The organism is Dyella sp. LX-66, from assembly GCF_018599165.1.
Taxonomy (GTDB): domain Bacteria; phylum Pseudomonadota; class Gammaproteobacteria; order Xanthomonadales; family Rhodanobacteraceae; genus Dyella_D; species Dyella_D marensis.
The window spans coordinates 385,260-399,780 of the sequence record NZ_JAHFVJ010000002.1 but is presented as its reverse complement, the minus strand read 5'-3'; the positions used below and the strand labels follow the sequence as shown (position 1 = coordinate 399,780).

Genomic DNA, 14,521 nt, shown 5'->3' with positions numbered 1-14,521 from the left:
GCAGCCGGCATCAGCCGGCCGCAGGACTTTACCGATCAGAAGTCGTAGCTGACGCCGAAACGCACGTAGCGCGGCGACTCCATCACCTTGACCGTGTCGTACAGGTCGTTGAGCTTGTCCGGCGTATTGCTGCTGTTGTAGCGCGTGTACAGCACCACCGGACGCTGCTGGTTGAGCACATTGAAGACGCTCACGTTGAACGCCAGCTTGTGGTCCGCGAAGGCCGGGCGGTAGGTAACGTTGAGGTCGACGCGGTAAGTCCACGGCAGGTCGCCCATCGAACCGGGCACCGAGGGCTTGCCGTTGCACCAGTGGTAGTACGAGCCGTAGCCGTCGGGCTGGGACTGGTCGGTGCCGTAGAAGCCCAGGCAGTTGTGCGGGCCGCCAGAGGACAGGTTGGCTACGCCGGAGACCATCCATTCCGGCGAGATGCGGTACACGCCGTAGGCTTTGATCTGGTGCGTGCGGTTGTTGCCGAGCACGCCGTTGGCGCGGTCCATCACGTACGAGTTATCCCAATCCTGGGTCACGCCCACCGAGTCGTTGCCGCGCGACACCTGCAGCAGGCCTTCGGAGTTGCCGTAGCTGCGCGAGAACACGTAGCTGATGCGGCCGCCCCAGTTGTCCTTGCCCAGCGGATGCTCCAGGAAGGCCTCCAGCGCGTAGTACTTGCGCTTCGGCCCCTGCGCGAAGCCCCAGTCGCCATTGCTCATCGGCACGCGCACGTAGCCCTGCGTGGTGAGCACGTCGAAGTCATTGGTCTTGCCGGGATTGAAGATGTAGCAGGCGCCTCGGTTGGCGGTGATCTGGTCGTCGGTGAGGTTGTACATCGCCTTGGTCTTGGCGATGAGCTGGTTGGAGCTGTCGCAGACGTCGTCGGAGATCTGCCGCAGCACGCGGAAGGTGCCCTTCACGCCGGTGATCCACTCCGGCGTGATCGCCTTGGTGGCGCCCAGGATGAACTCGTCCTGGTATTCGGCGCCCAGGTTGGTGGAAGCCACCGTGCGCGGATCGGGCGCCTGGCCGGTGTGGCCGTTGACGTCGTAGTAGCCGAACGGCGTCAGGCCGGTGGGCATGCCGTTGGAGTCGATGCCGGTATAGGTGTAATAGCTGCGGTTCCACGCATAGCCGGTGGCGCCGTCGTACGCGGTGTTATTGTTGATCGCCAGGTAGTAGCGGCCGGCGTTGCCGTAGACCTTCAGGCTGGCGTCGCCGTACACGTCCCAGCTGAAGCCCAGGCGCGGCGACCAGTTGCGGTTCTGCGAGGTGAATTTCTGCCCGCTGTTGTTGTAGTTGGCGAAGGCGTCGTTGCGCAGGCCGACGTTGAGCAGGAAGCGGTCGGTCACCTGCCAGGTGTCTTCGATGTACTGCGCGTGCTCCACCGTTTTCACGCCGGCCGCGCCGGTGACCACTTCCTTCATCACGTAGTAGCCGTTGCCGCCCGGCGCGCCGATGCCGTTGGCCGGGTCGACCGGGGCGGTGGCGTCGTTGTTGTGCGCATAGGTCCAGGTCAGGCTGTTGCTGCCCTGGTCGATGGTGCGCGGGGTCTGGTCGTCGATGCCGACATTGAGCTTGTGGTCGCCCAGGCGCCATTCCAGGTCGATGCGCAGGTTGGTGTTCTGCGAACCCTGGGTGGGCGCCGGCACCGAGAACGTCGACTGCGTATTGCCGATCGGGCGGCCGCCGGTGAGCGCGAGGTTCTGGTCCTGGATGTTCTGCAGGTACGGCAGGTTCGGGTCGTAGCTGACCGGCGCCGAATAATCGTGCAGGCGCATCTTGCCGTACATCGCGCTCAGCGTGATGGTGTCGGTGAGATAGCCGGTGTACTTGATGATGTAGGCATCGCCGCCGGTCTTGGTGCGGTCGGAGTACGACTGGAAAGCGCCGGCGCGGTGGGTGCCGTAATCGAACGCGTAGTTGCTGCCGGAGCCGTGCTGCTCGCTCTGGATGCCGGTGAGTTCGAGCAGGTGGTTGTCGGTGATGTTCCAGTTGAGCTTGGCGTACCACTTCGGCGTGCGGTAGGTGTAGTTGCTGCGCGAGGGGCTGCTGGCGTCGCTGGTGGAGGTGTTGCTGCCCTGCTCCTTGTCGGCCTCGGCGGCGACGAAGAAGTACAGGCGGTCCTTGATCAGCGGGCCGCCGACGTAGGCGCTGTAGGTGGTGCGCCAGGATTTGTCGTCCTGGCGGTACTGGTACAGCTTGCCGGCGTAGCGGTTGCGCGCGTAGACGATGTCGTCCGGCGAGGACATCAGCGAGCGCGGCGTCCACTGCGCCTGCGCGCCGAAATGCCATTCGTTGGTGCCGCTCTTGCCCACCTGGCTCAGCACGCCGCCGTCGGAGCGGCCATACATCGAGCTGTAGCCGCCGGTCAGCACTTCCTGCTGGTCGATCGCACCGTAGGGCAGCTGCAGCGCACCCTGGCCCTTGTACGGGTCGGTCGTGTTGAAGCCGTTGATGTAGTACGCGTTCTCCGCGCCGGACGCGCCGCCGAAGGAGACCAGGTCGCCGCCGCCGCCGATGCGGCTGGTGAAGTTGGAGCCGGAAGTGACCGTGCCCGGCGCCAGCAGGGCGATGTCCTCGGCGGTGCGCGACAGCGGCAGCGCGTCCAGCTGCTGCGCGGTGATCACGGTGCGCGAATCCACGCTGCTCACGTCGATCGGCGGCAACGCGCTGGCGGTGACCTGCACGCCTTGCAGATTGGTGGCGCCCGCCGCGGCGCCGGCGAAATCGACCTGGGTGCCGCTGCTGACGCGCAGCGAGACCTGGTCGCGCGTGGCCACCACGGCGCCCTGCCGTTCCAGCATCACCTTGTAGTTGCCCACCGGCAGCGCGCCGGCCTGGTAGCGGCCGTCCGCGCCGACCGGGATGCGGCGCGACACGCCGTTGTCGCCCTGCACGATCACCGTGCTGCCGGCGGCATCGCCGCCGACGTTGCCGAAGATCGAACCGGTGGTCGCCTGCGCGAAAACCGTGCCGCTCAGGGCCAGGCCCAGCACGCACGCCAGGATATTGCGGGACAGCTCATGTCCCCGATGCTTGCTTGCCAACATGCCTTCACCTCCCAATGAATGTTGTTGTCAGGTCCCGTCCGCGCGATCGGCGGCGGGCTTGCTTCCCTGCGCGGGCGCCGGGCCCGCGCCTTTCAAACCTCGTCGCGCGCGGCCAGGCCGGCCGCGCCCAGCACGCCCAGGCGGCCGTGTTCGATCAGCCGCACGGGTACGCCGGCGAGGAACTCGCGCATCACACCCTTGTTGAAGAAGCGTTCGCGGAACGCGCTGCGCGGCAGGAACTCGCGCAGTTGCGGCAGGATGCCGCCGGCCAGGTAGACGCCGCCGGAGGCCTTGAACAGCACGGCCAGGTCGCCGACGAAACCGCCGAGCATGGCGCAGAAGATGTGCAGGGTGTCCAGCGCGAGCGCATCGCCGCCTTCGAGTGCGGCGGCGCTGATCTGTTCGGGCTGTGTGTGGATGGCGGGCAGCCCGTCCAGTTCGGCGACGGCGCGGTAGAGATTGACCAGGCCCGGGCCGGACAGCGCGTGGCCGGTGTGCACGTAGTCGCGGCCGCGGCCGAGCAGTTGCAGCAGCGCCATCTCGCGTTCGTTGCCCGGCGCCAGCGCCACGTGGCCGCCTTCGCTGGGCAGCACGGTGGCGCCGTTCCCATCCGGCAGCAGCAGTGCGCAGCCCAGGCCTGTGCCGGGGCCGACCACCGCGACGGGGCCGGCGGCGGCAGGCGCGTCGATCACCGCCAGGCTTTCGTCGGCGCCGAGGTATTGCGTGGCGTAGGCCAGCGCCTCGAAATCGTTGACCACGCGCAGGCTGCGCAGGCGCAGGCGTTCGCGCAGCTCGGCCAGGCGCACGGGCCAGCGCAGGTTCTCGGCCACCAGTTCGCCATCGCGCACGTAGCCGGCGACGGCGATGGCGGCTTCGTCCACGGCATGGCCGGGATGGCGGGCGAGGAAGTCGGCGAGGATCTCGGCCAGGCCCGGCCAGTCGGCGCCCGCGTAGCGTTCATAGGCCAGCACGCCGCCGGCGCCGGCCGGCGCCGCGGCATCGACCAGGCCGATGCGCGCATGCGTGCCACCCACGTCCGCCGCCAGCATGACCCGCGGCTCAGTCGCCACGGCTCCCCACGCACGATCCTGCATCGATGCTCCCCGTCATTGCCCCGACACGGCGGTGCCGTGTCGCTGTCATCGGATCGATGCTAAGGCGGAATGGTAACGTTATCAATGGTTGCTGGAGATACGGTCGGGGTTCGGCCGTGCGCTGGGTCACAAGCATCTGCGCTCGTCGCTTACTCCTTATATATATGGAGTAATGCGCCATCGCGGGCTGGCGATGGCGGCTTGGGGCGCAATCCTTGCCGCCCCGCCGCATGGCGCGAACATCGATTCGATTTGCTTCATTCGTGGTAACGCTACCTGCGATCCCTGCATAGAACGGAAGTCGCGTCGCCCGCACCCCGTTGCTTGGGCTAGGATGGAACGTCGCCGCCAGGGGGAGCGTTGCGTTGCGTAGGCCTACGATCAAAGACGTCGCCAGCCTTGCCGGCGTGTCGCCCATGACGGTGTCGCGCGTGATCAATCTCGAGCCGACCGTGCATGCCGACACCGTGCAGAAGGTGCGCCGCGCGATCGAGACCCTGCACTACCGCCCCGACGCCACCGCGCGCAGCCTGCGCGGCACCCGCTCGTTCACCATCGCCCTGGTCTACGACGACAACCCCAACGCCAACTACATCCTCAGCCTGCAGAACGGCGTGCTCGGCGCCTGCCGCGAGCGCGGCTACGAGCTGCTGATCTATCCCTGCGACCCGCGCTCGCCGCGATGGGTGGACGAGCTGTCGCTGCTGGCCAAGAACGCGCGGCTGGCCGGGCTGGTGCTGACCCCGCCGATGTCGGAGAACGCCCGCCTGCTGGCCAAGCTCAAGGCCAACGACGTGGCCTATGCGCGGATCATCGCCGCGCGCGGCGACCCGAAGGACGGCGCGCCCTGCGTCTACGTCGACGACCACAAGGCGGCGTACGCGATCACCGCCTACCTGATCCAGCTCGGCCACACCGCCATCGCCTTCCTGTGGGGCGACCCGCACTACCGTTCCAGCCCGGAGCGCTACGAGGGCTATGCGGACGCGATGAAGGAGCACGGCATTCCCGTGCGCAAGAAATACGTGCTCGAAGGCACCTACACCTTCGAGGACGGCTTCCGCCGCGCGCGCAAGCTGCTGGCCGGCAAGGACGCGCCCAGCGCGATCTTCGGCAGCAACGACGAGATCGCCGCCGGCGCGCTCGCCGCCGCGCGCTCGGCGGGACTGGACGTGCCGTGGGACCTCTCCATCGCCGGCTTCGAGGACAACCCGTTCTCGCGCCAGGCCTGGCCCGCGCTCACCACCGCCAGCCAGTCGACCAGCGAGATCGGCCGGCATGCGGCCTCGCGCCTGCTGGAGCAGCTGCAGAAGGGCTCCCTGCCCGGCAGCGAGCGCTTCGTGCCGGAGCTGGTGATCCGCGGCTCCACCGCGCCGCCGCGGGCGGAACGCCGCGCGCCAGCCGCGGCCGGCGCATAAAAAAATCCCGCATCTTGCGATGCGGGATTCTTTCTATCTAACCGGTGGCCGACGCAACGCCGGCGCGGCGGATCAGCCTGCGATCTCGACGCCCGAAGCCTGGGCACCCTTCGGGCCCTGAGTCACTTCGAACTTCACGCGCTGGCCTTCCTGCAGGCTGCGAAAGCCCTTGGAGTTGATCGCCGAAAAGTGGACGAACACGTCCTCCCCACCGTCCTCAGGCGCGATAAAACCAAAGCCCTTGGCGTCGTTGAACCACTTGACCGTACCGAAACGCATTGCGTGAACCTCTGAATCATGGATTGGATGCACCATGGCTTCCTGCAGAACCACCACAACCCCTTGGTTCGCCGCCCCTGGCACGGGCGGAAGTATCAACATGTTTCAGGTCAAAGCGCAATATGCGGGTGCGTATAGCGCGGACGGGGTAGGCCGGGTTGCTCAAGCTTTGAGCAAGGCTTCCAGAATTCGGGGCACTTCCGCGGTCGCTGCCTTAAGGTGCGCGAAAATTTCGTCAATGCTGATCTCGGCCTCGTCGCCGCAGCCGGCGGCGAAATTCGCCACCAGGGCCAGGCAGGCGTAAGCCAGTTCCAGCTCGCGCGCCAGGGCGGCTTCGGGCATGCCGGTCATGCCGACCAGGTCGCAGCCGTCGCGCTTCATGCGTGCGATCTCGGCCCGCGTTTCCAGGCGCGGACCCTGGGTGGCGCCGTAGCAGCCGCCGTCGATCACCGCGATGCCGGCCTGCCCCGCCGCGTCCACCAGCCGGCGGCGCAGCGCCCCGGTGTACGGCTCGCTGAAGTCGATGTGCTTTACCTCGGCGCCTTCGACGTCGCAGAAGCTGGTGTAGCGGCCGTGCGTGTAGTCGATGACCTGGTCCGGCACCACGATGGCGCGCGGGCCCATATCGTCGCGGATGCCGCCGACGGCATTGACGCCGATCACAGTTCGCGCACCGAGCGAATGCAGCGCCCACAAATTGGCACGGTAATTGACACGATGCGGCGGCACGCCGTGGCCCTCGCCGTGGCGCGCCAGGAAGGCCACGCGCTTGCCGGCGAAGTCGCCGATCACCACGTCGGCCGAGGTCTTGCCGTAGGGCGTGTCGACGCCGTGGCGCGTGGTGTTCTCCAGGCCCGGGAAGCTGTAGAGGCCGCTGCCGCCGATGACGGCCAGATCGATAGTCACGGTAGGTCTTCCTGTTCCGGAACGAAGTATCAGCCGCGCAGCGCGGCCAGCTGGTGGGCGAAAGCCTGCAGGTGGCGCGCCAGCGCCTCGCGCGTGCGCGCGTCGGCAAGCTGCCCGTCGATGATCTTGGTATGCGCCTGGAACACCAGCACGTCGCCCTGCGGCTCGGTGCGCGCGCCGGCGCGGCGCAGCACCAGGCGCAGCGAGTCCTGCGCGCGCACGGTGCCGGTGGCGCCCGGGCTGGCGCCGACGATGCAGACGATCTTGCCGGCCAGCACCGCGGCCTTGCGCTCGTGGCCGGGCCGCGAGATCCAGTCGATCGCGTTCTTCAGCACGCCGCTGATGCCGCCGTTGTATTCCGGGCAGGCCAGCAGCAGGCCGTCGGCCGCCTCGACCGCGTCCTTCAAGGCCTTGACCGGCGCGGGGTCACCCTGCTCTTCCACGTCCTGGTCGAACAGCGGGATGTCGTGCAGGCGGTGCACGCCGATGGCCATGCCGTCCGGCGCGAGATCCTGCGCGGCGTGCAGCAGCGCGGTGTTGAACGAAGCGGCGCGCAGGCTGCCGGAGATACCGAGAATGTTCACGCGTTTCCTTTGTGCGCCGCTCAACGCAGCGCGTAGATGCCCGGCAGGTTGCGGCCCTGCTCGTAGTAGTCCATGCCGAAGCCGAACACGTAGCGGTCCGGCAGCTCCACGCCGTTGAAGTCGGCGGCGATGCCTTCGACCAGGCGGTCGTGCTGTTTGCTGCACAGCGAGACCACCAGCACGCGGCGCGCGCCGCGGCGCAAGCAGTCGTCGCGCACGGCCTTGAGGGTGTGGCCTTCGTCGAGGATGTCGTCGACCAGCAGCACGGTGCGGTCCACCAGCGACACCAGCGGCTCGCGCAGCCAGTGCAGCTCGTTGCCGGTGGTGGCGCCGCGGTAGCGGGTGGCGTGCACGTAGTCGAACTCGACGTCGGTGCGGATCGCCAGCGCCAGGTGCCCGCCGAACACCAGCGCGCCGTTCATCACGGTGAGGAACACCGCGCGCTCGCCGTCGAGCGCGGCGTCAATGCGCCGGCCCATGTCGGCGATCACGCCTTCCAGCGTGGCGCGGTCGAACAGCAGGTCGGCGTTGGCCAGGGCGTCGGCCAACGGGGGAATGGTGCGGGTCGCGTCGGTGCTCATGCCTTGCCTTCCTCGGCGTCCAGCGCCGTGATGCGCGCGATGAAACGCTCGCGCTGCGGGTTGTCGGTCAGTCCTTCCCAGGTGGCGCCCAGCGCGCCGCGCAGCGCGGCCAGGCGCTCCGGCGCGGCGGCGGCGCGGCCCTGCACGGCGGCAATGGCCTCGTCCACCACGTCGGGGAAACAGGCCAGCACCAGGTCGCAGCCGGCGTCCAGGTGCGCGGCCACGCGCGCGGCGGCGCCACCAGCCGCGCCGGCGGCGGCCATGCTGATGTCGTCGCTGATCACCGCGCCGCGGAAGCCCAGCTCGCCGCGCAGCACCTGCTGGATCCACACCGTGGAGAAACCGGCCGGCTGCGCGTCAACGGCGGGATAGACCACGTGGGCCATCATCACCGCCTCGACCCGCGCCTCGATGCCTTCGGCGAACGGGTGCAGGTCTTCGCGGCGGATCTGCTCCAGCGGCCGCGGATCCACCGCCGCCGCCTTGTGCGTGTCCACCGCCACCGAGCCATGCCCGGGAAAGTGCTTGAGCACCGCCGCCATGCCGCCCAGGTGCATGCCGCGCACATAGGCCTGGCCCAGTTCGGCGGCCACCGCGGGGTTGGCGTGGAAGGCGCGCGTGCCGATGGCGGCATTGCCGCGGGCCAGGTCCACCACCGGCGCGAAGCTGAAATCCACGCCGATCGCGCGCATCTCGCTGGCCATCACCCAGGCGTGTTCCTCGGCCAGGCGGACCGCCTCGTCGGGGTTGCGCTCATACACCGCGCCGATGCGCGCCAGCGCCGGCAGGCGGGTGAAGCCGTCGCGGAAGCGCTGCACCGGGCCGCCTTCCTGGTCGACCGCGACGAGGAAGTCTTCGCCGGCCACCTCGCGGATCGCTTCGATCAGCGCGCTCACCTGCTCGCGCGAGGCGAAGTTGCGCGCGAACAGCAGCACGCCGGACACGCCCGGCGCCACCAGCTGGCGGCGCTCGCCTTCGCTCAGTTCCAGTCCGGCCAGGCCGATCATCAGCATCAGGCTTGCTCCTCCGCGTCGTCGGCAGCGCGTTCGGCCGCGGTCCACCGCGCGTACGGATGCTCGATCAGGTTGACGTTGTAGTAGCGCGCCAGCGCGCTCACCTCGCGTCCCAGCCAGGCGGGACGGGGGAACGGCGCATCCGGCGCGTCGAGTTCCACTTCGGCGACCACCAGGCCGGCGTTGTCGCCCAGGAATTCGTCGATCTCGAACGTTACGCCGTCCACGGTGACAAGGTGACGAAACTTCTCCAGCACGCCGCCGCACAGGCGCGCCAGCAGGGCTTCGGCGTCGGCCACCGGAATGGGGTATTCGAATTCGGCGCGCTGGATGCCCAGCTCCGCCGACTTGATGTTGAGCCAGGCCTGCTCGCCGGCGATGCGCGCGCGCACCGAGGCGCGCGCCAGCCCCGCGCGCAGCGCTTCGGCGCCGACCAGATAACCCTGGGCGATGCGTTCGCTGCTGCCCACCTGAGCGCGCCAGCCGTCGCCGCGCAGAAGAAACTTGCGTTCGATCTCCACGCCCATGGCGTCAGCCGCGCTCGAACAGGGCGATGGATTCCACGTGCGCGGTGTGCGGGAACATGTCCATCACGCCGGCGGCGCTGAGCTTGAAGCCGTGCTTCTGCACCAGGATGCCGGCGTCGCGCGCCAGCGAGCCGGGGTGGCAGGACACGTAGACGATGCGCTGGGTTTCGCGGTGCGGCAGGTACTCCAGCACCTTGTCCGCGCCGGCGCGCGGCGGATCGAGCAGCAGCTTGTCCCAGGCCTGGCGCGCCCACGGCGCATCGCGCTGGTCGTCGAACAGGTTGGCGACTTCGAAGCGCGCGTTGCCGAGGCCGTTGCGCATGGCGTTCTGCGCCGCGCGCTCGACCAGGCCGTGCTCGCCTTCCACGCCGACCACCTCGGCCACGCGGCGGGCGATCGGCAGGGTGAAGTTGCCCAGGCCGCAGAACAGGTCGAGCACGCGGTCGGTGGGCTGCGGGTCGAGCAGCTCCAGCGCGCGCGCCATCATGCGGCGGTTCATGCCGGCGTTGACCTGCACGAAGTCCAGCGGACGGAACTCCAGCTCCACGTCCGGCACGCCCTCGCCCGCCTCGATGCGGAAGGCCAGGCGCGGCTGCTCCGGCCACAGCGGATGCACGCTGCTGATGCCGCCGGGCTGCAGGTAGATGGCGAAATCGTGGGTCTGGGCGAAGGCCGTCAGCTTGGCCAGGTCGGACTCGCTCAGCGGCTTGAGATGGCGGAACACCAGGGCGACGGTGTCGTCGCCCGCGGCGAATTCGATCTGCGCGATGTCGCCGGCGGCTTCCAGCGAACCGACCAGTTCGCCGAGCAGGCCGATCTTCGGCCCCAGCGCCGGATGCACCACTTCGCACTGCTCGATGTCGGCGACGAAGCGCGGGTTGTCTTCTTCGCGGAAGCCGACCAGCACGCGGCCCTTCTTCACCACGTTGCGCACCGACAGGCGGCCCTTGCGGCGATACGCCCAGGGCTGGTCGGTGAGCGGCGGCAGCCACGCGGCCGGCGCCACCTTGCCGATGCGCTCGAAGTTCTCGGCCAGCACGCGTTGCTTGGCGGCGATCTGCGATTCGGCGTCCAGGTGCTGCAGCGCGCAGCCGCTGCACTGGCCATAGTGGCGGCAGCGCGGTTCGACGCGGTGCGGCGAGCGCGTGCGCAGCTCCACCACTTCGGCTTCGTCGAAGCTGCGGTGGCGGCGGCGGATGCGCAGCAGCACCTCTTCGCCCGGCAAGGCCCCGGAGACGAACACGGCCTTGCCGTCGATGCGGGCGACGCCGCGGCCGTCGTGGCTCAGATCGGTGATGGTGGCTTCGAACTCTTTCATCGTGACCCTAAAGCAGGCGCGCCCGGATCATGCAATCCGGGCGGCGCGGAAAAACCCAGGTTGAAGCGCGCGGGGAGTTACTTCTGCTTCCAGGCGCCGGAGGGGTCCTGATAATACCAGCCGGACCGGGCCCGCTCGATCCAGCCCTTGGCGAAGGTGGCGCGGATCTGCGCTTCCCACTCCGGATGGCCGTTGGCATTGGCCACTTCGCGATACAGCGCGCTGCGGTCGCGGTTCTCGTCGGCCACGCTGGCGTTGACTTCGGCGCGCTGGTTCAGCGGCACCTTGGAGGCGTCGCGCACGGCGACCAGGCCGTCCTTGGTGAAGCCCACCGCGCCGCTGTCGAACAGCGTGCCCAGGCTGCCCTGGAAGCGCTGCTGCATGCGGCCGCGGATCGCCTCGGTGGTGGCGGTCTGCACGCGCACGTCGGGAGTGTCAGCCGCATAGGCGGCCGGAATCAGCAGGTCCAGCAGCATCGCCGAGGGCTGCTTGCCGGGCTTCTCGGTGGGCTTGGGCTGATCCTTGTCGTCGTTGTTCTGGCTGGCCGGCTTGGCGTTGTCGAGCACGGTGCCGATGAACTGGTCGGCGGCCTTCTGCGCGGCGGCCTCGGGGAAGTAGACATTGATGGTGACGCAGCCGACCAGCGCGACGAACAGCGAGGTCAGCAGGACGTAGGCGAGCTTGCGCATGATCGACGCTCCATGGAGGGGATGGGAGAACTTCATGTTCGGGGCAAGTGGTTCGAGGCCAGGCTTCAGTGGACTTCGGGGCCGCCGCTCTCGGCGGCGGACTTGAGCCGGCGCACCAGGGTCGGCCAGTCCACCTGGGTCTGGTGGCCCACTACCTGCAGGCGCGGCAGCCCGCTGCCTTCGACGATAGTGTAGCCATCGCCGTCGCTGTCCAGCCCGCTCATGCGGCACACCGTGCCCTGCAGCGCGCAATTGAGGCCGATGCGCTTGTAGCTGAAATTCTTGAACAGCCGCAGCATCGCGCCCTGCAGACCGGCGGCGATGCCACCGCCGCCCACCGAGACCAGGCTGTTGACCGCGCGCTGGCTGATCCGGCCGCCGCCGCCGGCGAGCAGGCGCGCATCGAACGAGACCGGATTCCAGTTCACCAGGCGCAGGTTCTGCACGCTGCCGTCCATGCGGCCGGTGATGCTGCCGATGTCGAACACGCTGGTGATCGCGCCCAGATCCAGCTGGCGCAGGGCCAGGTCGCCGGCCAGCACCGGGCTGTTGCCGAACGGGTCCTGCAGCGACATGCGGGTGACGTCGACGAAGCCGTCGAACACGTTCATCGACAGGCCGCCTTCGAGCTCGATGCGGTCGTCCACCCAGCGCAGCGCGGGAATCGCGCCGCCCAGGGTGCCGGGGAATTCCGGCCAGCCCATGGCGCGGCTGAAGGCGGCCATGTCCACGCCGGTGAGCGCCAGCGAGGTGGACAGGCGCCGGCCCTTGGCCGCGGCCGGGCGCCAGTCGAGGTCGGCCACGTGCAGGCGCCCGCCGAGCAGCGGCACGTCCACCGCCTTCTGCAGGCCGAGGCTGCCGTCGCGGCTCTGCCAGCCCATCTGCACCGCGCCATGCGCCAGGCGGTAGACCTGCGCGCTGCGCCAGCTCAGCGTGGTGGCCGGGCGCGTGCCACGCAGCGCCCAGTCCATGCCGCCGCGCACGCCGCTGAGGGCGAGGCGGCCGTCGCCGTCGGCGATGTCGAGGCCGTCGGTATCGAAGGAGAATGCGCGCAATCCGTCGGCGGCCATGTCCAGGGTGGCGGCGAGCTGGCCGCTGATACGCGCGTTGCGCAGGCCCATGGTGGCGAGCCAGGCCTGGCCGTAGCGCTGGTAGGCGGCGGGGAAACTGGCCTGGAAGCGGTCGAGCTTGAGCTTCTGCAGTTCGCCCTTGGCGTCGAAGGCGAGCGAGCCGTCCAGTTGCAGCGCGTCGGCGTCGCCCACGCGCAGGCGGCTGAAGTCGAGCACGCCGTTGCGCGCGCTGGCGTCCAGGCCCAGCTGCACCGGGTGGTCCGGCAGGCGGGCGTAGATCGGGCCGAGCAGCAGTTCGCCGCCGCGCAGGCTGGCATCCAGGCCGATGCGCGCGGGGCCGCCGCTGGTGTCCACGTTGAGCCGGCCGCTTCCGTTGAGGCGCTGGCCGGCGAGCGTGCCGGACGGCGTGTCGAAACCCAGATCCGCCAGGCCGAACTGGCCGGAGGCCTGCACGCCGCCGTTCTGCACGTCCAGCGCCAGCTCCGCATCCAACCGTCCCGCGGTGGCGCGGCCGGACCACATGGTGGCGAGCAGCCCCTGCAGCCAGCCGGCCGGCAGGCCCTTGAGGCTGATCTGCGCATGGGTGGGCTGGTCCAGCGGCAGCGCGGCGCTGGCCAGCGACTTGCCCTGGTTCACGTCCACCTGCAGCGTGTTGGCCGCATCATCCAGCACCACATTGACCTTGGCGTCGTTCCAGGCCCCGCCCGGCGCGCCGGCCAGGCGCAGGTCGCCGTCGAACAGCCAGCGCAGGTGCGGGTCGCGCGACAGCGCGCCCTGCATGTCCAGCCCGACGCGGCGCCAGCCCAGCACCGGGAGTTCCGCCTTGGCCGCGCGCAGGGTGAGCTGCAGGCCGCCGTTGCCGTCCTCGGCGATGCGCATCTGCACGTCCTGCAGGCGCAGGCCCGGCACCGCCACCTGCCTGGCCTCGAGCACGATGTCCGCACGGGCCGGCAGCGCCACGGCGAAACCGAACACGATGCACAAATAGAACAAAAGGTGGCTTGATGTCGGGCGCATGTCGCGCCATTCTGCCAAAACCAGCTGAACGACATGGACTCGTCATGTTCAACACCCCCTCAAACGGCAGGTCGGCCGTTCCCGCGGGCAATCCTTCGGGTCATCCTGCAGGCCATCCTTCCGGCGCTCATGCCTTGCGTGTCCTGGTAGCCGACGACGATCCGGCCAGCCGCCTGTTCCTGGTCGAAGCGATGCGCACGCTGGGCCTGGAAGCCGAAGCCTGCGACGACGGCGCCGCCGCCATCGCCCGCGGACGCCGCGAAGCCTACGACCTACTCCTGCTCGACTGCCGCATGCCCGGCGCCGGCGCCCAGCAAGTCCTCACCGAACTACGCGGCGACCCCGCCGCCCCCTCCGCCGAAAGCACCGCCGTCGCCACCAGCGCCGAGATGGACGCCGCCGAACGCCAGCGCCTGCTCTCCGGCGGCTTCACCGAAGTCCTGCAAAAACCCTGCGACCTGGCCGACCTCCGCCGCATCGTCGCCCTCGTCCAACCCGACTGCCAGCCTCTCCTGGACGACGCCCAAGGCCTGGCCAGCACCGGCAGCGAACCGATCATGCGCGCCATGCGCGCCCTGCTCCGCGACGAACTCGTCGGCATCTACCAGGACCTCGCCACCGCCGTGCTCACCGAAGCCGGCTTCGGCGACCGCCTGCACAAACTCCGAGGCTCCTGCGGCTTCTGCGGCGCCACCGCTCTCGCCGCACGCGTGGTGCAGCTGCAGGAACAGTTCAAGCTTGGACGCGCGATTCCGCCAGCGATGCATGAGCGGTTCCGGGCGACGTTGCTGGAGACGATCGAGGCGCTGGGCGCGGGCGCTTGAATGGGTGATGGGTTTGCACCGCGCTTTCGAACAAGCGTCTGCGCGAGCCCCGGCCCCTCACCCTGCCCTCTCCCCGGAGGGGAGAGGGGTGATGTCGTGAGGTACTCAGGAACGAAGAGCAAAAGCTGGCCTCGGTTCTTGAACGTCCTCTCGG

The 14,521-nt window shown here is 69.1% G+C and carries 13 protein-coding genes; 2 read left to right on the top strand and 11 right to left on the bottom strand.

Annotated elements, in window-relative coordinates:
• Positions 1–35: 35 nt before the first annotated feature.
• Positions 36–3,047: a TonB-dependent receptor gene (locus KK141_RS05400; protein ID WP_214570333.1), complete on the bottom strand. Its 3,012-nt coding sequence runs from the start codon at positions 3,045–3,047 to the stop codon at positions 36–38.
• A gap of 92 nt (positions 3,048–3,139) precedes the next feature.
• On the bottom strand, positions 3,140–4,141 hold the full coding sequence (gene glk / locus KK141_RS05395; RefSeq protein ID WP_214570334.1) for a glucokinase: 1,002 nt from the start codon (positions 4,139–4,141) through the stop codon (positions 3,140–3,142).
• A 365-nt stretch (positions 4,142–4,506) separates the two neighbouring features.
• Here glk and KK141_RS05390 point away from each other — a divergent pair, with 365 nt between their 5' ends.
• On the top strand, positions 4,507–5,559 hold the full coding sequence (locus KK141_RS05390; protein WP_214570335.1) for a LacI family DNA-binding transcriptional regulator: 1,053 nt from the start codon (positions 4,507–4,509) through the stop codon (positions 5,557–5,559).
• A 72-nt stretch (positions 5,560–5,631) separates the two neighbouring features.
• Here KK141_RS05390 and KK141_RS05385 read toward each other — a convergent pair whose 3' ends face one another.
• The 9 genes from KK141_RS05385 to KK141_RS05345 all read right to left on the bottom strand — a co-directional run bounded on the left by KK141_RS05385 (position 5,632) and on the right by KK141_RS05345 (position 13,543).
• Positions 5,632–5,838: a cold-shock protein gene (locus KK141_RS05385; RefSeq protein WP_049620931.1), complete on the bottom strand. Its 207-nt coding sequence runs from the start codon at positions 5,836–5,838 to the stop codon at positions 5,632–5,634.
• A 162-nt stretch (positions 5,839–6,000) separates the two neighbouring features.
• Complete coding sequence (locus KK141_RS05380; RefSeq protein WP_214570336.1) at positions 6,001–6,744, bottom strand: S-methyl-5'-thioinosine phosphorylase; 744 nt, start codon at positions 6,742–6,744, stop codon at positions 6,001–6,003.
• 29 nt (positions 6,745–6,773) lie between these two features.
• The gene (locus KK141_RS05375; protein WP_214570337.1) at positions 6,774–7,328 is read right to left on the bottom strand and encodes an NADPH-dependent FMN reductase; all 555 of its coding nucleotides are present in this window, start codon (positions 7,326–7,328) and stop codon (positions 6,774–6,776) included.
• Between the two features lie 20 nt (positions 7,329–7,348).
• A complete protein-coding gene (locus tag KK141_RS05370) occupies positions 7,349–7,909 on the bottom strand; it encodes a hypoxanthine-guanine phosphoribosyltransferase (protein WP_214570338.1) in 561 nt (186 codons plus the stop codon).
• Positions 7,906–8,922, bottom strand: coding sequence for a beta-N-acetylhexosaminidase (gene nagZ / locus KK141_RS05365; protein WP_214570339.1), 1,017 nt, complete (start codon positions 8,920–8,922; stop codon positions 7,906–7,908). The genes KK141_RS05370 and nagZ overlap by 4 nt, the downstream gene beginning before the upstream one ends.
• A complete protein-coding gene (locus tag KK141_RS05360) occupies positions 8,922–9,449 on the bottom strand; it encodes a CYTH domain-containing protein (RefSeq protein WP_214570340.1) in 528 nt (175 codons plus the stop codon). The genes nagZ and KK141_RS05360 overlap by 1 nt, the downstream gene beginning before the upstream one ends.
• A gap of 4 nt (positions 9,450–9,453) precedes the next feature.
• Positions 9,454–10,767, bottom strand: a complete 1,314-nt coding sequence (gene rlmD, locus KK141_RS05355; protein WP_214570341.1) for a 23S rRNA (uracil(1939)-C(5))-methyltransferase RlmD — start codon at positions 10,765–10,767, stop codon at positions 9,454–9,456.
• 77 nt (positions 10,768–10,844) lie between these two features.
• Positions 10,845–11,456 (bottom strand): YdbL family protein, encoded by a 612-nt coding sequence (locus tag KK141_RS05350; RefSeq protein ID WP_214570342.1) that lies wholly within the window; start codon positions 11,454–11,456, stop codon positions 10,845–10,847.
• A gap of 65 nt (positions 11,457–11,521) precedes the next feature.
• Positions 11,522–13,543, bottom strand: coding sequence for a hypothetical protein (locus KK141_RS05345; protein WP_214570343.1), 2,022 nt, complete (start codon positions 13,541–13,543; stop codon positions 11,522–11,524).
• A 134-nt stretch (positions 13,544–13,677) separates the two neighbouring features.
• Between KK141_RS05345 and KK141_RS05340 the strand changes: the two genes are divergently transcribed.
• On the top strand, positions 13,678–14,367 hold the full coding sequence (locus KK141_RS05340) for a response regulator (RefSeq protein WP_243868075.1): 690 nt from the start codon (positions 13,678–13,680) through the stop codon (positions 14,365–14,367).
• Positions 14,368–14,521: the final 154 nt, after the last annotated feature.

Excerpts from the sequence above, each read along its gene's own strand:
- KK141_RS05400 (WP_214570333.1), bottom strand. The coding sequence starts at position 3,047 with ATGTTGGCAAGCAAGCATCGGGGACATGAGCTGTCCCGCAATATCCTG.
- glk (WP_214570334.1), bottom strand. The coding sequence starts at position 4,141 with ATGCAGGATCGTGCGTGGGGAGCCGTGGCGACTGAGCCGCGGGTCATG.
- KK141_RS05385 (WP_049620931.1), bottom strand. The coding sequence starts at position 5,838 with ATGCGTTTCGGTACGGTCAAGTGGTTCAACGACGCCAAGGGCTTTGGT.
- KK141_RS05370 (WP_214570338.1), bottom strand. The coding sequence starts at position 7,909 with ATGAGCACCGACGCGACCCGCACCATTCCCCCGTTGGCCGACGCCCTG.
- nagZ (WP_214570339.1), bottom strand. The coding sequence starts at position 8,922 with ATGCTGATGATCGGCCTGGCCGGACTGGAACTGAGCGAAGGCGAGCGC.
- KK141_RS05360 (WP_214570340.1), bottom strand. The coding sequence starts at position 9,449 with ATGGGCGTGGAGATCGAACGCAAGTTTCTTCTGCGCGGCGACGGCTGG.
- rlmD (WP_214570341.1), bottom strand. The coding sequence starts at position 10,767 with ATGAAAGAGTTCGAAGCCACCATCACCGATCTGAGCCACGACGGCCGC.
- KK141_RS05350 (WP_214570342.1), bottom strand. The coding sequence starts at position 11,456 with ATGCGCAAGCTCGCCTACGTCCTGCTGACCTCGCTGTTCGTCGCGCTG.
- KK141_RS05345 (WP_214570343.1), bottom strand. The coding sequence starts at position 13,543 with ATGCGCCCGACATCAAGCCACCTTTTGTTCTATTTGTGCATCGTGTTC.